Source organism: Bacteroides cellulosilyticus DSM 14838 (genome assembly GCF_000158035.1).
GTDB classification, from domain to species: Bacteria; Bacteroidota; Bacteroidia; order Bacteroidales; family Bacteroidaceae; genus Bacteroides; species Bacteroides cellulosilyticus.
In genome coordinates this window covers 461,653-483,007 of the sequence record NZ_EQ973490.1, presented here as the reverse complement: position 1 = coordinate 483,007, position 21,355 = coordinate 461,653, and the positions used below count along the sequence as shown (strand labels likewise).

The 21,355-nt window shown below is 41.6% G+C and carries 13 protein-coding genes; 6 read left to right on the top strand and 7 right to left on the bottom strand.

Annotation, left to right across the window (positions count from 1 at the left end):
* Positions 1 to 77: 77 nt before the first annotated feature.
* The 7 genes from murD to mraZ form a co-directional block, all read right to left on the bottom strand.
* Positions 78 to 1,412 carry a UDP-N-acetylmuramoyl-L-alanine--D-glutamate ligase gene (gene murD, locus BACCELL_RS06600; protein ID WP_007210864.1) on the bottom strand — a complete coding sequence of 445 codons (1,335 nt, stop codon included), beginning with the start codon at positions 1,410 to 1,412 and terminating at the stop codon, positions 78 to 80.
* A 132-nt stretch (positions 1,413 to 1,544) separates the two neighbouring features.
* Positions 1,545 to 2,813, bottom strand: a complete 1,269-nt coding sequence (gene mraY, locus BACCELL_RS06595; protein WP_007210863.1) for a phospho-N-acetylmuramoyl-pentapeptide-transferase — start codon at positions 2,811 to 2,813, stop codon at positions 1,545 to 1,547.
* A gap of 76 nt (positions 2,814 to 2,889) precedes the next feature.
* A complete protein-coding gene (locus tag BACCELL_RS06590) occupies positions 2,890 to 4,341 on the bottom strand; it encodes a UDP-N-acetylmuramoyl-L-alanyl-D-glutamate--2,6-diaminopimelate ligase (RefSeq protein WP_007210862.1) in 1,452 nt (483 codons plus the stop codon).
* A gap of 50 nt (positions 4,342 to 4,391) precedes the next feature.
* The gene (locus tag BACCELL_RS06585; protein ID WP_007210861.1) at positions 4,392 to 6,494 is read right to left on the bottom strand and encodes a penicillin-binding protein; all 2,103 of its coding nucleotides are present in this window, start codon (positions 6,492 to 6,494) and stop codon (positions 4,392 to 4,394) included.
* A 53-nt stretch (positions 6,495 to 6,547) separates the two neighbouring features.
* Positions 6,548 to 6,916: an FtsL-like putative cell division protein gene (locus BACCELL_RS06580; protein WP_007210860.1), complete on the bottom strand. Its 369-nt coding sequence runs from the start codon at positions 6,914 to 6,916 to the stop codon at positions 6,548 to 6,550.
* 37 nt (positions 6,917 to 6,953) lie between these two features.
* On the bottom strand, positions 6,954 to 7,877 hold the full coding sequence (rsmH, locus tag BACCELL_RS06575) for a 16S rRNA (cytosine(1402)-N(4))-methyltransferase RsmH (protein ID WP_192914514.1): 924 nt from the start codon (positions 7,875 to 7,877) through the stop codon (positions 6,954 to 6,956).
* Between the two features lie 17 nt (positions 7,878 to 7,894).
* The gene (mraZ, locus tag BACCELL_RS06570) at positions 7,895 to 8,371 is read right to left on the bottom strand and encodes a division/cell wall cluster transcriptional repressor MraZ (protein WP_007216900.1); all 477 of its coding nucleotides are present in this window, start codon (positions 8,369 to 8,371) and stop codon (positions 7,895 to 7,897) included.
* Between the two features lie 541 nt (positions 8,372 to 8,912).
* Between mraZ and BACCELL_RS06565 the strand changes: the two genes are divergently transcribed.
* The 6 genes from BACCELL_RS06565 to BACCELL_RS06535 all read left to right on the top strand — a co-directional run.
* A complete protein-coding gene (locus BACCELL_RS06565) occupies positions 8,913 to 9,338 on the top strand; it encodes a T9SS type A sorting domain-containing protein (protein ID WP_007216901.1) in 426 nt (141 codons plus the stop codon).
* A 31-nt stretch (positions 9,339 to 9,369) separates the two neighbouring features.
* Positions 9,370 to 15,738, top strand: coding sequence for an RHS repeat-associated core domain-containing protein (locus BACCELL_RS06560; protein ID WP_007210855.1), 6,369 nt, complete (start codon positions 9,370 to 9,372; stop codon positions 15,736 to 15,738).
* Between the two features lie 6 nt (positions 15,739 to 15,744).
* Positions 15,745 to 16,284, top strand: a complete 540-nt coding sequence (locus tag BACCELL_RS06555; protein WP_007210854.1) for a hypothetical protein — start codon at positions 15,745 to 15,747, stop codon at positions 16,282 to 16,284.
* 370 nt (positions 16,285 to 16,654) lie between these two features.
* Positions 16,655 to 17,500 (top strand): hypothetical protein, encoded by an 846-nt coding sequence (locus BACCELL_RS06545; RefSeq protein WP_226810438.1) that lies wholly within the window; start codon positions 16,655 to 16,657, stop codon positions 17,498 to 17,500.
* Between the two features lie 216 nt (positions 17,501 to 17,716).
* Positions 17,717 to 20,392 (top strand): glycoside hydrolase family 2 protein, encoded by a 2,676-nt coding sequence (locus BACCELL_RS06540; RefSeq protein ID WP_044153443.1) that lies wholly within the window; start codon positions 17,717 to 17,719, stop codon positions 20,390 to 20,392.
* 35 nt (positions 20,393 to 20,427) lie between these two features.
* Positions 20,428 to 21,355: sulfatase-like hydrolase/transferase (locus tag BACCELL_RS06535; protein WP_007210850.1), on the top strand; the 928-nt coding region annotated here is incomplete at its 3' end.

Sequence of the window (21,355 nt, the reverse complement as noted above, 5' to 3'; positions counted from 1 at the left end):
TATACGCTTGCTTTTCTCACGATGTGCGACCGTCTTTTTATCCCGGGTACGGGATAAAAATCTGATCCCGGGCACGGTCATAATGCTCTTACGTATTCCTTGAACTGGTCTCCGCGATCTTCATAACTGTTGAAGAGGTCGAAGCTTGCACAACAAGGACTCAGCAATACCGTTTCGCCTTTTTTCGCTAAACGGAAAGCGGCATCTACGGCATCTTTCATACCGGTTTGCACATCGGCAACGGGCAATCCCATGCGATCGAAGAAATCGTGCAACTTTTCGTTATGTAATCCCAGGTAAACCAGGGCAGAGCATTTTTCGCGCACCAGGTCTTCAATTTCTGTATAGTCGTTGCCTTTATCTTTTCCGCCCAGTATCAGGACCGTTTTCGTTTTCATGCTCTGCAAAGCATACCAGCAGGAATTTACGTTGGTAGCTTTAGAGTCGTTGATAAACTCTACACCGCGCACAGTGGCTACTTTTTCAAGGCGGTGTTCTACGCCTTTGAAGTCGGACAAAGCACGGCGAATATATTCTTTCTCTATTCCGGCAAGATTGGCAGAGATGCCTGCGGCGAGAGAATTGTATAAGTTGTGTGTACCTTGTAAAGCCAATTTCTCCTGCTCCATGTTGAAGGCGATGGGTTCGTTGATTTCCACTTCACCGTCTTCTACGTAGGCTATGGCTCCATCTTCTTTCATTGCGGAGAATGGATAAAGGTGGGCGCATAACCCGTGTTTGTCCAGTTCGCGTTTGATGATGGGGTCGTCATTCCAGAAGATGAAGGCATCTTCCGGTGTCTGGTTCTGCGTGATACGGAACTTTGCGTCCACATAGTTCTGCATGCAGTGGTTGTAGCGGTCCAGGTGGTCGGGCGTAATATTCATCAGCACGGCAATATTGGCGCGGAACTTATACATGTTATCCAACTGGAAAGAACTAAGCTCAATCACGTAGTAATCATGTTGATCCGTGGCCACCTGCAAAGCAAGACTCTTGCCAATGTTGCCTGCCAATCCTACATTCAGACCTGCACTCTTGAAAATGTGATAAATGAGTGAGGTGGTAGTGGTCTTACCGTTTGAACCGGTAATACATATCATTTTAGCATTGGTATAGCGCCCTGCAAACTCTATCTCAGAGATGACAGGCGTACCTTGCTTTTTCAGTTTCAATATAATCGGAGCATCATTGGGGATGCCGGGGCTTTTCACCACTTCTTCGGCATTTAAAATCAGCTCTTCTGTATGCTGTCCTTCTTCCCAGGAGATGTCGTACCTGTCCAGCATTTCTTTATATTTGCTTTTAATGGCGGACATGTCGGATACGAATGTGTCGAATCCCTTCACTTTGGCGAGTACGGCAGCACCTGCACCACTCTCTCCGGCTCCTAATACTACAATTCTACTCATGTTTTCTTTAGTTACGGGCTACCAGCTACGAGCTACAAGCAGTGGCTGGAGTTGGTAGTTGCTACAAGTTTGTTTCTTATTGGTTACCGGTAGCGAGCACTTGTAGCTTGTAGCTCGTCACTGGCAACTCTGTTATCTTATCTTTAATGTAATAATCGTTATCGCGGCCAGTACAATCGTCACAATCCAGAAACGGACCGTGATTTTTGACTCATGGAACAACTTGGTCGGCGTTGTAAACTTCACTGTACAGCCCGGTTCTATCAGGCTCATGGAGGTACGGAAGTGGTCGTGGATAGGTGTTCGTTTGAATAGCCTTTGTTTTACTCCTTTCCGTTTTCCGGCTTTGTAATAGAACCGTTGTAAAATGACGGATAGGTTTTCCAGCAGGAATACACCGCAAAGAATGGGTATCAGCAACTCTTTGTGTATGATGATGGCAAATACGGCGATGATACCGCCAATGGTTAAACTGCCCGTATCACCCATGAATACCTGTGCCGGATAGGCATTGTACCACAGAAAACCAATCAAGGCACCAATGAAGGCGCAGATGAAGATTACCAGTTCTTCCGATCCGGGAATATACATGATATTCAGATAACCGGCATATTCGATGTGGCTGGATACATAAGCTAAAATTCCCAGTGCCAAACCTATAATAGCCGAGTTCCCTGCCGCCATACCGTCCATTCCATCATTCAGATTGGCGCCATTGCTGACGGCTGTCACTACGAATATAGTGATAATCACAAACAGTACCCAACCTGCCGTTTGCGCATGTTTACCCATGAAACTTACGAAATCAGCATAATCCAGGTTATTGCTTTTAAAGAAGGGGATGGTAGTCTGCGTCGACTTAATGTCTTGTCCCGCATGAATAACTTCCACTTCCTGCCCGGGTTTCTGCACTTCAATGTTTTCGCGGATGACGGCTTGCGGACTCAGGTATAAAGTAAGTCCTACGATTAATCCCAAACCTACCTGTCCGATAATCTTGAACTTTCCGTGCAGGCCTTCTTTGTCTTTCTTGAAAATCTTGATATAATCATCGGCAAATCCTAATGACCCCAGCCATACCGTGGTAATCAGCATCAATATCATATAGATATTACTCAACTTACCCAGTAGCAGACACGGAATGAGAATTGCTACAATGATAATGACGCCCCCCATGCTCGGTACACCTACCTTGTTCACCCCGAACGGATCGATGCTGGCATCACGTTGTGTTTCCGTAATCTGTTTCCGTTTCAGCAGGTTGATAAAACGATCTCCCCAGATGCTTGAAATGAGCAATGCAAGGATGATTGCCATCAAAGCCCGGAATGATGTATATCCAAACATACCCGCACCGGGAATGTCATACTTGTCTAACCATTGAAATAAATAATACAACATGTTCTTAGTGATTAGTGATTGGTGATAAGTGATTAGTGTCTTGCATGGTGATAATGCAGTTGCTAATCACTTATCACTAACCGTTAAAAACTTTATTTAGCTCTTCTTTATCATCGAAATGATGTTTCACTCCCTTAATCTCCTGATAGTTTTCATGGCCTTTTCCGGCAACGAGAATTACATCACCCGGCTGTGCCAGTAGGCAAGCGGTCTTGATGGCCTCGCGACGGTCGGCTATGCTGATGGTTTTCTGCATGTCCTCCTTGTCTAATCCGGCAAGCATATCGTTGATGATATCCTGGGGCTCTTCAAAACGCGGGTTGTCCGAGGTGATGATGACGCGATCGCTGGCTTTGGCTGCTTCCTTGGCCATGATGGGGCGTTTGCCTTTATCGCGATTACCGCCTGCACCTACTACGGTGATCACCTTGCCTTTACCTTCAAGTACTCCGTGAATAGCGTTCAATACGTTGATGAGGGCATCCGGAGTGTGTGCATAATCTACAATGGCGGTGATGCCTTTGGGAGAACGTACCGCATCAAAGCGCCCGGCTACCGGCTGCAAAGCGCTGAGGGCAACCAATACATCTTCCTCTTTTTTGCCGAGCAGTACAGCTGCACCAAATACCGCCAACAGGTTTGAAGCATTAAAACGGCCGATGAAATGCACGGCTAGTTCGTGGTTATTGAAGTCGAGTAACATACCTTCGAAATGAGACTCCAATATCTTGCCTTTGAAATCGCTGAGGCTGCGCAATGAGTAGGTATATACCTTTGAACGCGTGTTTTGCGTCATTACAAGTCCGTTCTTATCATCTAGGTTGGTCAGACTGAAGGCGTTCTTCGGCATGTCGTCGAAGAATTTCTTCTTAGCTTTGAGATAATTCTCCACTGTCTTGTGATAGTCCAGATGGTCGCGCGTCAGGTTGGTGAAAATACCACCTGCAAAACGGAGCCCGCTGATACGTTTCTGGTCGATAGAGTGCGAACTTACTTCCATGAAGACATACTTGCACCCGGAGTCTGCCATCTGTCCTAATAACAGGTTCAGAGTGATGGGGTCGGGGGTCGTATGCTCAGTGGGTATGGGTTGATCGTCTATGTAGTTGCAAACAGTAGAAATCAGTCCTACCTTATAACCGAAATAACGGAATGTATTATATAATAAGGTGGCGATGGTCGTTTTCCCATTCGTTCCGGTTACGCCTACTAGTTCCATCTTGGAAGTAGGATCGTCGTAGAATGTAGTGGCTACTTTGCCTACAGCGTCTTCGCTGTCTTTCACCTGAATGTAGGTGATGCCCTCCTGTTTAGCTTCGGGTACATCTTCGCAGAGCACGGCGACAGCACCTTTCTCTATGGCTACGGGAATATAGACATGTCCGTCAGTTTGGGTACCGCGCATAGCCATAAACAGATGTCCGGCTTGTACCAAGCGGGAGTCGATGTTTACCCCCGTTATCTCCGTCTCCGTATTTCCGATAATCTGTATCGGTTGTATTGCTTTCAGTAATTCACTTAATACCATACCTTATATATAATATATATTCTAAATTAATAAATCTTTCGTCCACACCTCTAATGAAGTGCTAACGTCACCGTCTGTCCTTTTACCACACGGTTGCCTCCTGGTATCGATTGATTTCTCACTTTTCCAATACCGTTTAGTCTAACTTTCAAACCTTTACTCTCCAATAAGTACACAGCATCCTTTGCTCCCATTCCAATAACACTGGGGACGAGATCCGGGTTGGCCCCGTCTTTACCTTGCAGAACAACTGCATTGGGAGCAGCTTGTGTATGTCCCCAAACCTCTTGTCCTTTCTTGGACGTGAATTGTTTCTGTACCGGTACTTTCAAACTATTCAGTACTTGGAAGGCTTCATTCATTTCTCCGGCTTTTACTGGTGGAATGACATTGCTTGTACTATCTATTGCACTGCGGATATCAAATCTCAGATTCTTTGCATATACTCTTTCTGCAATTTTTCCGAATACACTACCTGCCATCAGACCGCCTGATGCCGGAAGTCCCGGTTTCTGTATGGAAACGATACAGCTATACTTGGGAACATCAGCCGGGAAATAGCCACAAAAGCTTACCAGATAATTTACTCGTCCGTTTTTATAGCCTGCTGTACCTTGTGATACCTGTGCTGTACCCGTCTTGCCGGCTACGGAAAATTGTTTGCTTCCGGCCGGTTTGGCTAATCCTTGTGATACCACTTTTTCCAGAATATCACGTATCTGAGTCAATGTCCGGTCAGAGCATATCTTCGGGTTAATCACTTCCGTAGGATATTCTTCTATAACTTCACCGTCTTTTACCGCAGCCTTTACGAATTTGGGTCGTATCATTACACCATTGTTGGCAATGGCATTATAGAAAGTCAGGATATTGAGTGGCGGAACCTGTGTTTCGTATCCGATACTCATCCAGGGCAGGGTGGTTTTTGCGAAGTATCTTTCCTTCGGCCCTTTGATGTTGGGCTTCCCTTCACCGGAAATTTGTAGATGTAGCGGTTGGTCGATGCTCATGCGCTTTAAACCATCCACATATTTCTGCGGATTATCTTTGTAATGTTTATCAATGAGATAGGAGACACCTACATTGGATGAGACTTCCAGAATGCGTGTTACATTGATTTTTCCATATCCTCCGCGATGCCAGTTATGATCTCTCATTTTGCTGCCATACATCATCATAATACCATTCCCGGTGTCTACTTCTGTTTCCGGTGTGATCTTTCCATCTTCAAGGGCCACCATGATGGAAGCTGTCTTGAAAGTAGAGCCCGGTTCCATCATGTCACTGATGGCATTGTTGCGCATTTCGTAATAGTTGCCATCGTTAGCTTTCATCATGTTGACGATGGCTTTCACTTCACCGGTCTGTACTTCCATGAGTACTGCAACACCTACAGTGGCATTAATTTCTTTCAACTTGTCTACCAATGCTTTCTCGCAGATATCCTGCATGCCTACATCGAGGGTTGAGATAATATCACAACCATCTACGGGGGCTATATCTACAATATTCAGGTACTTGTTCATCACCTTCTGGCGATGAGTGATGCCATCGCGACCTTTTAATAAGGTGTCGAATGACAACTCGATACCATTTTTTGCACCTTGTGCAGTATCGGCATAAAGATCGCCTAATGTGCGGGCTGCCAATGATCCGAATGGTTTCTTGCGTTGATTATAAACCTGCTCGTGGAAACCGCCTTTGTACTTGTTCAGATTGAATACAGGCAGACGTTTAGCTTCTTTATACTGGATATACGAGATACGTTTCGGATAAATCAGATAATTACGGCTGCCCTTCTTACGCCCTTTTTGCAAGTGTGACTTAAATTCGGCGGCACTTTTATCGGGGAATATCTTATGCAGTCCTTCGCAAATTTCGTTCATGTGGTTCACCAGCATGGTATCTTTGGTTACACCACCTGCCTTAAAGTCCATATAGATGCGATATTCCGGCAAGGAACTTGCCATCAGTTTGCCATCGGATGAAAGAATATTACCACGATTAGGCTTTACCGTCACGTTCTCTTTTATGAAACGGTCGGCTACATCCTGCCAGTATTGTCGCTCTGCAAACATGATAATTGCGGCTTTTACGACAATAGCTATTCCCAGCAGCCCCATTACGAGGACTACAAAGAAGTAGCGGGTCATGATATTTTTCTTATTTACTGCCAAGTCTGTTTTCTGTTTAACGATTCTACTGATTACTTAATCAAATACGGTGGATTGGTTGAGGTCTGTAAGTCACTCTCCTTGGTTGCAATGTATTCCTCAATGCGTGACTGGCGACTTTTTTCCATCAACTCCGAGCTACGGGTGAGGGCATCATATTTAATGTCAATCAGTTCTTTTTTCAGTTTATCAATCTCTATCATTTGTTGCTGACAAGCATAACGGTTGTGTATGTAAAACAGTATCAGCACCATTATCAGCACAAGCAATTTGGTCTGACGACGGAAGAAATCCGTTGCCAGAATATCACCACCAATGATGTTTTTCAGAGACGTGCGATTTTTAGCTTTCTTCGCTTTCTCTGTTTTCTCATTAATCTGTTTCTCTTCTACTTCACTCATTGCCTATCGCTAATTACTAATCACTTAACACTAACCACTATTCCTCCCCTTTTTTCTCTGCTATTCTCAGTTTTGCACTTCTCGATCTCGGGTTTCGTTCTATCTCCGCTTCGTCCGGTACAATCACCTTATTGTTTACCAGTCGGAAAGGCGTCTGTACATTTCCAAAGAAATCCTTTTCCATCTTGCCTTCCACGTTCCCGGTTTTCATCATATTCTTCACCATTCTGTCTTCCAGCGAGTGATACGTGATTACTACTAGGCGTCCGCCCGGTTTCAGCGCTTCGGTTGCTGCATATAACATCTCTTTCAGCGCTTCCATTTCCTGATTTACTTCGATACGCAATGCCTGGAAAACTTTTGCCAACTCTTTTTTCTCGCGTTCCCGACCGAAAAGTGGCTTGATGATTTCCAGAAACTCACCGATAGTTGTAATCTTTTGTCCGGCGCGTGCCTTTACGAGTACGGATGCCAATTTGCGGCTGTTTTTCAGTTCTCCGTACAGATAAAAGATATCTGCCAGGCGCTCTTCATCATAAGTATTGATAATGTCCGCCGCAGTGTCTCCTGCACGTTTGTTCATACGCATATCCAGTGCACCATCAAAACGGAATGAGAATCCCCGCTCGCTATCATCGAAGTGATGTGAGGACACACCCAGATCGGCAAGTATCGCATCTACTTCTTCTATATCATGGTAGCGCAGGAAGTTATGCAGGTAGCGGAAATTGCTGCGTACAAAAATAAAATGCGGATTATCCACGATATTCTGTTCGGCATCTTCGTCTTGGTCAAATCCCAGTAACCGTCCGCCGTCTCCCAATCGTGACAGTATTTCGCGTGAATGTCCTCCTCCACCGAAAGTGACGTCTACATACGTCCCATCCGGGCGGATATTCATTCCGTCCACACTCGGCTTCAACAACACCGGTACATGATATGTCAATTCTTCATTCATCACTAATAAATAATCACTTGTTACTCATCTTCTTCTTCCTCCCAATCATCCTCATCTCCCAAAATGTCCTGCAAAGCTTCGCTGAACTCTTCCGGACTTACGAATGGCTGTTCGGTTTTCTCTTTTGCCCAGATCTCTATTGTATTATCTACACCAATAAAACGTACATCGCTCTGTATGCCGGCCATTTGCAGGTAACGTTTGGGCAGAAGGATGCGTCCGTTCCCATCAGGAATCATGATTTCCGCATCGCTCACAAATTGCCGGAAAATGTCTTGGTGTTTTGCGTTCCATTTGTTCAATCGCCTCCTTAATTGGTTTTGCGTCTTGAACCAAACGCTTTCTGGATAGAGTACCAGGCAATCTTGGAATACGTCTTTGCGCAGCACGAGCCTTTCTTCGGAAGCGGATTGCAGTTGCCTCCGAAAACCGGCGGGGATAAATACACGTCCCTTAGCGTCGGTCTTCGCTTCTATATTGCCCAAAAAACGTATCATTGTTACCTTATTATAATAAGCGACGGTAAAAGTACACATTTCCCCACAATTCCCCACAAGATTTAACTAAAAACTTTCTGAGAAGTTTTCAACACCCTGTTCATTGTTTATTTCGTTGATAATGAACATAGTGCCGAAAGGCTTTATTCGTGGGAAATTGAGGTGTAAAAACCTTGTTAGTTTTGTATTCGGACTGTACTTGCACCGTATCCGAGCCGTACTTGCTCCGTACCAACTCCGTAGTTTCTCCGTATAGGGGTACTTCTGACCGAAGAAGGTACGGAGCAAGTACGGTTCGGATACGGTGCAGGGTATGGCGAATTCTAAAGATGGAAGACCTTGTATTTCGTGTTTGATTTTGTGAAGTCAAGAGAGAAAAAACAGCATGAGAAAAGTCAAGTTATTGGCTGTAATCTTTTTGCTTAGAGTAAAAACTGTAGAAAAAGGAGTATAAATTGTATTACTCCTAAATGCATGGTGCCAATAGCTTTTTTTCTAAAAAAGAGTATCTATCTTTATTGCGTAATTAAATATGAAAAACATGAAATTGAAATTAATTTTGCTCTTAATTAACCTAGGGCTAGCTACTTCTATTTTTTCACAATCTCTTTTGTATTTGTATGATGCTGCAGGCAACAGAATCACTCGAATGCAAGTAGCTACGCGTTCTTTTGTACTTCAAAAAAACGAGGTAAATGTTGTATCGTCAGAGGGACTGTTGGAACGGAAAGCAATTAAACTCTTTCCTAACCCAGTGCAAACGAAGTTGACTGTTCTGTTAAGTGAACTCTTTGAGCCGGGTTACGGCGAAGTTTTCCTGTACGATTTGCAAGGTCGACTATTGTTAAGCCAGGATGTGACTTCTATACGAACTATCCTTCAGCTTGATAGCTTTGTGTCGGGTACATATTTGCTGAAGTTGGTCTTCGGTTCAAGGCAATCTATATGGAAAATTATTAAAGAATAGGGTTATACTGTTTGTAAACTAATTATTTATTATGAAAACACATCACTTATGGCTTATTCTTTTAGCCGTGACATTTACTTTTATAGTGACATTCCCATCTATGGGACAACAATCTTTTGATTTTATTTCATCCGTAAAAAAACATCGGACAGTACCTACTGACACAATTTCTACTGGTGATTCCATTTATATAAAAAAGCTAGAGTGCAGGAGCAAAGAGACTATTGTTAACCAAAATCCTATGTCTCAACAAGATTTAGTAAGAGGTTTTGCGAGTGGTTCTCATACGCATATCCCTACCTCAATATCTGTAAATACAAGTAAAGATGTTGGTGTTATACCAATAAATTCACAAGTTACGCCATCGGGAGGACTTGTTTACAATGTTCCTATTTCGTGTGTTCCGGTACGTAGTGGCATTGCACCTTCTGTTTCCATTGCTTATAATAGTCAAGGTGGAAATGACATAGTTGGTTATGGTTGGTCTATTGGCGGTCTATCATCTATAACTCGAGTACCACGTTCTATGTACTATGACGGTAAAACAGCACCGGTTGAAGTGAATGGTGATGATGCATTAATGCTTGATGGAGTTCGTCTGTTGCCAACAACTGTTGTGAATGTTTTTGAGACAGAACAAGGGAATATCCGAGTGAAAGCGCAGAAAACGGCATCCGGCACATTTAGTTACTTTACGGTATTATATCCGAATGGCACGGTAGCTGTATTTGGTTCACAAACTAATACGAGTGACTGCCTCGTTTACCCAATATCTAAAAGTACAGACGTTTTGGGAAATATGGTATCCTTTTCTTATGCTTATCAAAATAACAGGTATCGCATTCTAAATATAGAATATGGAGCTCATACTTCTTCTGATACGCCATTGGCTAATATTGCATTTACTTATAAAGACCGTGTGGACGTGTTGAGTGGTTTTGAAGGAGAAACAGAAGTAAAGTTATTCCATTTACTTGATAATATTAAGTGCTATCACGGAATAGAATTGCTTCATACCTATTCATTTGTTTATAAAACTAGTAATGTGTCTTTGTTGACAAGAATAGATTGCGATAATTTAAACCCTTTGTTGTTTTACTATGGATATGATAATAATATGAATGGATGGGAAAAACAAAAAGCTATATTAACGAGATATTTTAATCAGGATACCGATTTAGTAGTAAATAAGGTAAAGTTTGAGTCAGGGACAGAAGATGATGGACTTTTTTCGTATCCGGATTTTAATCCTTGTGCTATATCTTCGAAAGGGTATTATTCTGCTTTTGCTGAAAACCAAGAGTTGCTTGTATATCGAAATTTGGAAGGGAGTACTTTGGTACCTGCAACTTTGTATGCAGAGCGAGGCTTTCAGACTTTATTGTCGGCAGATGTAGATGGAGTATCTGGAGATGAACTATTGAAGATAAATGCTACGGTGCAGAGTGGTAAGGATCGTTTAACTGTAAAGGTTTATAAGCCTGGTTTGGGTTTGTCTTTGACACAGACTTCTACTTTTACATTTGACAGTGAGGCTCCCAATAGTTCTAGCATTTGGCCAAAAGTATATCTTCCGGGCGATTACAATGGAGATGGAAAAGCTGAGTTATTGGCTATATCTATGGATAGACCTTTGGATAAGGATATGAACTCTAAGTGCTATTTGTTTGATTTGAGCACAAATAAGGTGTTGTTTAATGCTCATGTTTTCAATTTCAATGTGAAACAAGGAATTTTGGTGGCTGTAGATATTGACGGAGATGGAAAGACGGATATTTGTCATATTAATTTTGGGATAACAAGGGTGTATTCGTTTTCTCAAGTGAACGGAGTATATAGCTTAAACTTGAAATGTAGTTTTGACTTATCCTATAATTATGTATTTCAAAGCAATAGAGACATGGCCATTGGAGATATAAATGGTGATGGCAAACCGGAATTCTTAGTAACTCCTGTCAAGTCATATACCAAAAAAGGTACGTATGAGATGCCTGTTACTTCACACGAATTTTGCCCGGAGTGTAATGCAGAATATCCGGAAGATTATGAATGTGTGCATTGTGGAGAATATATTGGGTATTCCAACAGGTGCTTGGTTTGTGGTGAGTGGCTGGATGGTAGTAGTTGTTCTGTACATGGGGATGTCTGTCAAGTGGAATATTGGCGTAAATTTCATAATGGTACGTGGTGGGAGGTTTATTACCCGTTATCCAATATACGTAGATCATTTAATTTAACGGAATATGTGGAACATGAAGCTGCCTGTATGCTACAGGATATAGATCAAGATGGGTATGTAGACTTGGTACTTAGGCAGAATACCAGTACATGGGGGTATTTCAATCGTAATGGTGGGTTTAAAGAAGAGGATAGGTTTGGAACGTCACTTGGTGGTGGTATTACTTTACTTCCTTCTTCTATTTCTCAACCGAATTTTTATAGTTCCCTTATAGCTGTTATTGATGAAAATGTTTACAAGGTGAGCTTTACAAGGAATGAGCGTAAACAATATTTGCTAACAGGAGTAATTAATAGTTTCGGGGTGATAGATAAAAACTCCTATCAACTTCTCAATGTAAAGAACGGAGATTATATTGATTTTTATAGTTCCAATGCAATTGTTTCATTCCCTTATGAACGCTTTCAAGGGCCTTTGTGGGGGCTCGCTGCTAAAGAAACTGCTTTAAATGGCAGCATTTTAACCTCGGAAGAGTATCGCTATCAAGGAGGGGTTGTACATCGACAGGGCCGTGGCTTTTGTGGCTTTACTAAAATAATAGCAGAGGATGTATTACGTAACAAAACCATAACAACGATATACGATCCTTTGAACTTTAATAATTTGGTTAGGGTCATTACTCCCGAAGCAGAAGGAAATTATACTTATTATTCAGCTGTTGCTTCTAATAAGAAAGCCACGGTACGACTGAATAACTCAGTAGAAAAGGATCTTTTGAAAAGTACCACAGTGACTAAAGATTATCTTTATGATACTTACAGTAATCCTACGCGTGAAACAGTTACTTATACGGATTATACATCTAACAATGTGATCAAAACAGTTACGAATCAAACTTATAGTAATACAAACACAACCGCGAAGTGGCTGATAGGTCTTCCCTGTTTGAAAACAATAACAGAATCGCGTGACGGGAGTTCGTGGGTAACTTCAGAAGAATTGGTTTATAAAACAGGAACAAATCTTCCAGAAAAGAAAATAATTAAAATTAATGGTAATAAAGTTGGAGAAACGCGATGCACTTATGATGTTTACGGCAATGCTTTAACAGAAGTAAGTGCCCCTCGTACAGCGGTGGAGTATTTAGGAGACACTTGTACTTATTTGAATAATTGCTATGTAAACACTCGTACTGATGCTTTAGGACGTATGACGGTATATTCTAATTATAATAAATATGGTCTACCAGAAAAAGTGGTAAATAATTTGGGTAAGATTGCTTTGTATAATTATGATGATTTGGGGAGAGTTAATACAACCACTTATGATGATGGTACAATAGAGAATATAAATTATAGATGGGATTTGAGTACAGGGGTATATTATATTGAGAAATCAGTAACGGGGATGCCGGAACAGCGTACATATTATGATGCTCTAGGGCGTGATATTCGTATTGGTAATAAACGCTTTGATGGAACTTGGCTGTATATAGATAAACAATATGATAACTGGGGACGCTTATGGAAGGTCTCTCTGCCTTATAAAGGAAATACAGCTTCGTTATGGAATGTATATAGTTATGATGATTTTGATCGAATAGTTTCGTTTTCAGAGCCATCTGGCAAAACAACATCTTACAGTTATATTGGAAAAAGTGAAACAATAGTAAAAGAGAGTATAACGACTACCCGAACATACGATAAGAGTGGGTTATTGGTTTCTGTTACAGATCCAGGAGGAGAGATTACTTATTCTTATCGTCCAGACAGACAGTTGAAAAAGGTTATTGCATCAGGAGGGATTGTAACAGAGTTTGACTATGACCCTGATTATGGGCACCGAACTAAAATTGTGGACCCTAGTGCTGGGACAATGATTTTTACGGAGAATTACTCAGGCAATATACGTACGGTAACACAAACTGATGCAAATAGTAAAACTCTAACTATTGTATATGATAAATATGGTCGTCCTAAAAGTAAAGTTCAACCAGAGTTTACTACTACTTATAAATATGATCCAGTAACAAAACAGATTGATAATGCAACTTCTACCAATGGTACTTCTAAAGTCTATACTTATGATGAATATGCCCGATTGAAGTCACAAACAGATAAGGTTTCGAATGATATCTGGTTGAAGCGTGTTTTCGCTTATGCAAATGGCAATGTGGCTTCTGTTACTTACAGCTCTTCTAAAGAGGCGGTGATTGGAACAGAGAATATGGTGTATACTAATGGACAATTAACAGAAGTAAAGTTTGGGACAACTTCTGTGTGGAAGTTGACAGCTGAAAATGCATTGGGGCAACCTACGACCGCTGTGACTGGACCATTAACGCGTACGTATGGATATAATAGTTATGGTATGTTGACAGAACGAAAAGCTGGAGAGATTCAACATTTTGCTTATACATTCGATATTCAGAAAGGCAACCTGACAAGTCGTGTGGATAAGAAGCGCAATCTGACGGAATCTTTTAGTTACGATAATCTGAATCGTTTAGCTAATTATGCAGGTAAGACGGTAGGATATGATTCGAAAGGAAATATTACATCAATGAGTGGCATTGGCACCATGTTTTATAGTCATGATACGAAGCCGTATGCAGTGACTAATGTGGAATTAAATGGAAACCAAATACCTATGCGGAACCAAGATGTTACTTATACTTCTTTTCAGCGTCCGGCTACTATTGTAGAAAATGATTATATAGCTACTTTTACGTATGATTCTTCTGGTGAACGTGTTAAAATGCTTTTAACTCATAATGGGGCTGTACAAAATACGACTTATTATCTAGGTAATTGTTATGAGACAAATAATACGGAAACTCGCCTCTATTTGGCTGGTGATTATTATTCTTCGCCAATTGTTTATATGAAGAAGAATGGTTCATGGGGAATTTATTATATTTGTCGTGATTACTTGGGTAGTATTACGCATATTACAAATTCTGCGGGTGTTGTCCAACAGGAATTGAGTTATGATGCTTGGGGGCGTTTACGTAATCCTATTAACCATGTACTTTATGCTCCTGGTTTAGAACCGGCATTGCTTTTAGGCAGGGGGTATACGGGGCATGAACATCTGTCTGTTTTTGGCTTGGTTAATATGAATGCGCGTTTATATGATTCCGCATTGGGACGATTCTTGAGTCCGGATCCATATGTGCAGATGATGGATTTTACGCAAAACTTTAATCGGTATAGTTATGCGCTAAATAATCCGTTGATGTATGTAGATAAAAGTGGAAAATCCGTTTGGTTAGCTGCTGTTATTGTGGGGGCGTGGATTGGGATGGGAACTGCTATGGTGATGAGTGATAATTCTGGTTGGGCTTTGGCTGGTGATATGTTGAAAGGGCTATTTATAGGTGGAGCATCTGGTGCTGCCGGGTATTTTGCAGGCGGAGCAATGGCCGGGTTATTAGGAACGACTAGTTTTATCGGTGGGGCGGTTACTGGGTTTAGTGGAGGTTTTGCTGGCGGTTTTGTCGGAGGAGCTGGAAATGCTTGGTTGAATGGAGCAAATTTTAAGCAGGGGCTGAATGCAGGTTTAGCTGCTGGAGGGATAAGTGGTACTATCGGTGGTGTTATTGGAGGAGCTTTAGGGGGTATTTCAGCGATGAAGAAGCAAGGTAATTTTTTTACAGGTAAAGGAGCAATATCCATTGAAGAGAGTATTTCTGACGTAAGTGAATTGGGAGGAGACTACTTTAGTGATGATGAATTAATGAAGGAATACATAGAGTCTCAAATAGGTTGGAGTGAGGGTGATTATGGGATCATGAATATCAGTGTAGAAGCAGATCCTCAAATGATGACCTTAGGATCTGAATATTATAGAGGTGATGGTGGAATCCTTTGTAGAGCTCCTCGTGGTGGAGGGGGAGTTACGGAATTAGGAGGATTGACAAAAACAGTGAATGCAGGAATCTTTCGTTCTCCTCGAGTGTCTATTTATATGTCTCCTCATCAATCATTATCTGGTTTTGCTCTTACTCTTAACCATGAATTAATTCATGCATATCATCGTACTTTAGGATTCGTTTCTTTTTTGGGTTCTGGGTTTCGTGCAGCAACAGAGCAGACTGCCTACGCATACCAATTAAGTCATGCTTTAAATATGAACCAATTAATGAATGCTGTGCAAGGTTTGAATACTTATCGTTCTCCCTATATGCTGCCGTTACCAAATTATTTAATTAAATTTTAATAGATTATGATTAAGAATATTTTTTTACTTTTGTTAGTTTGTATTTCTATGTCTGCTCAAGATTTACATATATATTGTTATAGTAATTATGATTCAGTTATCTTAAAATTGGATTCAGAAAATAGATATACTTTGTCTTCTTTGAATCCGATATGGGAGAATTGTCCGGACGATCTGCCTTATGAAGACTTTGAAGCTCCTGATGTTATTTGGTCAGAAGGAAATTCTGTTCAGAAAGGGGATACTTTAATCTGTACGGATATCCGTTTAAACAAAGAGTGTTGGTTTCTGAAAGAAAAGAATGGTGATGTTATGCGAGTAATAAAAGTACAAGGGTTTCAATATAAAAATGATGTAATGAATAAGCAAAAGATATTGAGACAAGAAAAAGCTGTTACAGCTGAGATTTATGACTTGTTAAGTCAGTATCCTGTTTTTTATATAACACGGCATTTTGTGTTGAACTCTAAGAAGGAGCGTTACATAACTGAGCTTTTTTCTTGGAATGATGATATAAAGAAAAGGATTTATTATAAAAAGAAATGAGAATTATGACGATTTGTATCTGCTGCAAGAACTGTATGTGGAGCAGGTGTATGCTGATTGGGAAGAACAAGCTGCTTATTTACATGATTTTATGCATGCGACTAATCCGTGGCAGTTTTTTAATGCAATAAATGGTTTGAATAGCTACCGGTCGCCTTATATTTACCACTGTCTAAGAAGTTGTTTGGACGGAACGTAAACAAGGCGTTTATTACGTAAAGACGGTATAAAAGTATCAATAAGGTTGCAAATGATGAGTTAATGGAAAAGAAGGAGAAGCTTGAGGGAGGGAAAAGTGAACTCATGATTGAGTATGACACTTATATGATAAACGAACAGGAGTTTATATGTTAAAAAAGGAGTGATGCGTATGAGAATTATAATTATAGTCAATCTTATCTTACTGATATTTTTAAGCTGCTCATCGACTATCACGAGGAGGGAACTGACAGATATCAGTTGGATACGTAATGATAGTCTTTTGCTAGAGTATCAAAACTATGAAGATGGGAATACATTTGATGTATCAGATACTTTGATGAATTCGTCACTCGTTTTTGTTCCTTTTAAAAATGATAGTATTTCTTTTGTTCAGAACTCTGTATCGGGACTTTGTGACCGAGAGGGTTACTCTATGGCTTATCCTAAGGTGAGAGAACGTTTTTATGAATGGTTGGCTAATCAAAGTGTCATAAATAGAACTAGGCATGACAGTATAGTATCATTGCACAAAAATATGCAGTGGGAGGGAAAAGAAGCAGCGGTAAAACTCTTCAGGAAAGTATCTGAGATTTTATATCTTGGTTGTCTTGAAGAGGATACCCCATATAAAAGTTTTCTGCTTCTTATCAAATATAATAGTGAAGAAGACGGAATGGATTCATCTTTTTTTCTGATGAATGATATTGTTCGTGTGGTTTGTAAAGATAATAAGGTGCGTTCTCTGATACGGATAGCTTCTTTGATGAGAGAACAGACTGAATTTGTAGCCGTTTGGACAGAAAAGAAGGAGGACCTTTTTTCTATAAAACGCTTAAGAGGTGATGTTTGGGAGCCCTTCCCTCCTGAAATCTTGAATGAAATGGCTCATACTGGTGAACGATTTGAAGAGGAGTGGGAATATGAAATGTATAAAATAGATAGAAATGGATGGCTCAGAAATGATTTTTCTGATATGGAATTAGATAAGTGTAGGGCTTTGTTCGGAATTAAATGAAATATTCTTATACTAATAGTTGATAATGATTCACTGAAAGTTTCTCATAGCATTCTGTGTTTAGGGAACCATGTTGTATAAATGGATAGTTAGACAAAATTGGATTAAAAATAGCGATTATTGTAACAGTAGTTTTCTGTTTTGCCCTATTTTTGCATCGGATGTTGTAAATGGCTATTGCATCAAGTTATGTATGCCTAAAATAATACTATGCTTATGAGGAAGATCATTCATTTAATTCTAATTGTTTTATTGTTAGTTCCCTGCAGCGCATTGCAGGCGTCTCACCAACCAGAGTTTTCCACTGCCGGTTTCTTCGAATTACCCAATTCCGGACGTGAAGTGTTTTCTATGAATCCGGCCTGGCGTTTTTATAAAGGAAGCGTTGCCGGTGCTGAGGCTATAAGTTTTGATGATACGGAATGGGCTGTAGTCTCCTTGCCTAATGGGATTGAATATCTGCCTACAGAAGCCAGCGGTTGTATCAATTACCAAGGTGAAGTTTGGTATCGTAAGCACTTCACTCCCGCAGTTGCATTGAAAGGAAAGAAGTTATTCCTGCATTTTGAAGCCATCATGGGGAAGAGCAAGGTGTTTGTGAACGGCCGGTTGATGAAAGAATATTTTGGTGGTTACTTGCCGGTGGTCGTAGATGTAACCAACGCCTTGAAATGGGGAGAGGATAATGTGATTGCCGTATGGGCGGACAATAGTGATGATCCGTCTTATCCTCCCGGAAAGGCACAGGATGTTCTTGATTTTACCTACTTCGGTGGTATCTACCGTGATTGCTGGCTGGTAGCTCATAATCCTGTCTTTATCACTGACCCTAACTTTGAGGACGAAGTCGCAGGTGGCGGTCTGTTTGTGGCTTATGATAAAGTATCGGATGCTTCGGCTGAAGTATTGTTGAAAGCTCATCTACGTAATGATAGCCGTAAAACTTTTACAGGAGTTGTGGAATATGAATTGCAGCAACCGGATGGTACTCAGGTGGCGTTCCAGAATGATAAAATACAGGTACATCCGGGTAAGGCTGTTACTTCAAAAGATAAAATCACAGTAAAGAATCCATTGTTGTGGAGTCCGGAGACTCCTACTTTATATAATCTGATTGTACGTATCCGCGACCACGAAGGAAAAGTGGTGGATGGTTACCGTCGCCGTATTGGTATCCGCAGTGTGGAATTTAAAGGTAAGGATGGTTTCTGGCTGAACGGCAGACCTTATGAAGAACCGTTGATCGGTGCCAATCGCCACCAGGACTTTGCTGTAGTAGGTAATGCAGTACCCAACAGCATTCACTGGCGTGACGCAAAGAAACTGCGGGATGCGGGAATGAAGGTGATCCGCAATGCCCATTGTCCGCAAGACCCGGCTTTCATGGATGCATGCGATGAACTCGGTTTGTTTGTAATAGTCAATACTCCGGGCTGGCAGTTCTGGAATGATGCCCCTGAATTTGTACAACGTGTATATAGTGATATACGTAATCTGGTACGCCGTGACCGTAATCATGCTTGTGTCTGGTTGTGGGAACCTATCCTGAATGAAACTTGGTATCCGGATGATTTTGCCAAGAAGACCCGTGAACTGGTCGATCAGGAATATCCTTACCCTTATTGTTATTCGGGTTGCGACAGCGGAGCGCGTGGCAAAGAATATTTCCCGGTACTTTTCACCCATCCGTCTTTTGATGGGAAGGCCTGGGGTGATCCGAATGCTGATCCTAAAATTACCTATTTTACCCGTGAGTGGGGCGACAATGTGGATGATTGGAATTCGCATAACTCACCCAGTCGTGTAGCACGCAACTGGGGAGAGCAACCCATGCTCATCCAGGCCCGGCATTATGCCAATCCTACCTATACTTATACTTGCTATGATGCTCTTTATCGCACTCCCCGGCAACACGTGGGTGGATGTCTCTGGCACTCGTTCGATCATCAACGTGGTTACCATCCCGATCCATTTTATGGTGGATTGATGGATGTATTCCGTCAGCCCAAGTATTCGTATTATATGTTCAAGGCACAGCGTTCGCCCGAGAAACAGGAACGCCTTTTCGAGACTGGCCCGATGGTTTATATAGCCCATGAAATGACTCCATTCTCAAGTAAGGATGTCACTGTTTATTCGAATTGCGAGGAAGTACGGCTTACTTTCATGAGAGACGGGAAAATGTCTACTTACAGCAAGTCACTGACAGAAGCCGGTATGCCTTCACCTGTTATCACTTTCCCGGATGTCTATGATTTTCAGATGGACAAAGCTATGTCCCGGAAGAAAAAACAAGAAGATGTACTTTTGCTGGCCGAAGGGCTGATAGATGGCAAAGTGGTTGCCACCCATGAGGTGCATCCGGCACGTCGTCCGGAGAAGCTACTGCTTTGGACAGATAATGAAGGGGTTAACTTGAAAGCCGATGGCTCCGACTTTGTAACAGTGGTGGCTGCCGTTGCTGATAAAAATGGAAATATCAAGCGCTTGAATAATTATTATGTGAAGTTCCATGTGGAAGGCGAAGGACGCCTTCTGGGAGATGCTTTCATATTGGCAAATCCTGCACCTGTAAAGTGGGGCACTGCTCCGGTACTGATACAGTCGACCTTGAAACCGGGCAAGATAAAGGTGACAGCCAGTGTGTTGTTTGAAGGTTCGCAGATGCCCACCAGTGCTGTTTTGGAGTTGGAAAGTGTGCTGACAGAGCATTCATTACTATATTCAGAAAAAGAGGCGGTGCTTATTTCAAGCGCTTCTGCTACCGGGTTGGGAGGAACAACAGTAAAATCGGCTGCTGAGTTAGAACAGGAACGGTTGCAGAAAGAACAGAATATGCAGAAACTGAAAGAAGTGGAGCAACAACAGGAGGATTTCGGAGAGAAGAAATGAATGAACCGTCCCAGTGAAATAGAAAAAACAATGATATGAAATCTATAAAAGTAACTTTGGGGACAGGATTGTTGACCGCTATTTCTTTATACAGCAATGCGGCAAATAATTCATCCAAGCCTAATATCATTTTCATTCTCTGCGATGATATGGGCTATGGCGACTTGGGGTGTTACGGGCAGAAATATATCCAGACGCCCAACCTCGACCGTATGGCGCAGGAAGGTATGTTGTTTACCCAAGCTTATGCCGGTAGTCCGGTTAGTGCACCTTCCCGTGCTTCTTTGATGACCGGGCAGCACACTGGGCATACTCATGTGCGTGGTAATAAAGAATATTGGAAAAATGTTCCTGCCGTGACATACGGCATCAATAAAGATTTCTCTGTCGTAGGACAGGAACCGTATGATGAAGACCACATTATTCTGCCCGAAGTCATGAAGAAGAACGGCTATATTACAGGAGTTTTCGGTAAATGGGCGGGCGGCTATGAAGGTTCCTGCTCCACACCGGATAAACGGGGTGTAGATGAATTTTACGGTTATATATGTCAGTTTCAGGCACATTTGTACTATCCCAATTTCCTGAACAGATACAGTAAAGAGGAAGGAGATACCGGAGTCGTACGTATTGTAATGGAAGACAACATCAATTATCCCATGTTTGGTGATGATTACAAAAAGCGTTCGCAATATTCTGCCGATTTGATTCATCAGAAAGCCATGGAGTGGATTGATAAGCAGGATGACAAACAACCTTTTTATGGCTTCTTCACTTATACGCTTCCACATGCGGAATTGGCACAGCCCAATGACTCCATTCTTAAAGGATACAAAAAGCAATTTTTCAGAGATAAAACCTGGGGAGGTTCCGAAGGTTCGCGTTATAATGCCGTGGAACATACCCATGCTGAGTTTGCCGGTATGATCACCCGTCTCGACAGTTATGTAGGCGAAGTCTTGA

Excerpts from the sequence above, each read along its gene's own strand:
- murD (WP_007210864.1), bottom strand. The coding sequence starts at position 1,412 with ATGAGTAGAATTGTAGTATTAGGAGCCGGAGAGAGTGGTGCAGGTGCT.
- BACCELL_RS06585 (WP_007210861.1), bottom strand. The coding sequence starts at position 6,494 with ATGACCCGCTACTTCTTTGTAGTCCTCGTAATGGGGCTGCTGGGAATA.
- BACCELL_RS06580 (WP_007210860.1), bottom strand. The coding sequence starts at position 6,916 with ATGAGTGAAGTAGAAGAGAAACAGATTAATGAGAAAACAGAGAAAGCG.
- BACCELL_RS06565 (WP_007216901.1), top strand. The coding sequence starts at position 8,913 with ATGAAATTGAAATTAATTTTGCTCTTAATTAACCTAGGGCTAGCTACT.
- BACCELL_RS06560 (WP_007210855.1), top strand. The coding sequence starts at position 9,370 with ATGAAAACACATCACTTATGGCTTATTCTTTTAGCCGTGACATTTACT.
- BACCELL_RS06545 (WP_226810438.1), top strand. The coding sequence starts at position 16,655 with ATGAGAATTATAATTATAGTCAATCTTATCTTACTGATATTTTTAAGC.
- BACCELL_RS06540 (WP_044153443.1), top strand. The coding sequence starts at position 17,717 with ATGAGGAAGATCATTCATTTAATTCTAATTGTTTTATTGTTAGTTCCC.
- BACCELL_RS06555 (WP_007210854.1), top strand. The coding sequence starts at position 15,745 with ATGATTAAGAATATTTTTTTACTTTTGTTAGTTTGTATTTCTATGTCT.
- mraZ (WP_007216900.1), bottom strand. The coding sequence starts at position 8,371 with ATGATACGTTTTTTGGGCAATATAGAAGCGAAGACCGACGCTAAGGGA.
- BACCELL_RS06590 (WP_007210862.1), bottom strand. The coding sequence starts at position 4,341 with ATGGTATTAAGTGAATTACTGAAAGCAATACAACCGATACAGATTATC.
- mraY (WP_007210863.1), bottom strand. The coding sequence starts at position 2,813 with ATGTTGTATTATTTATTTCAATGGTTAGACAAGTATGACATTCCCGGT.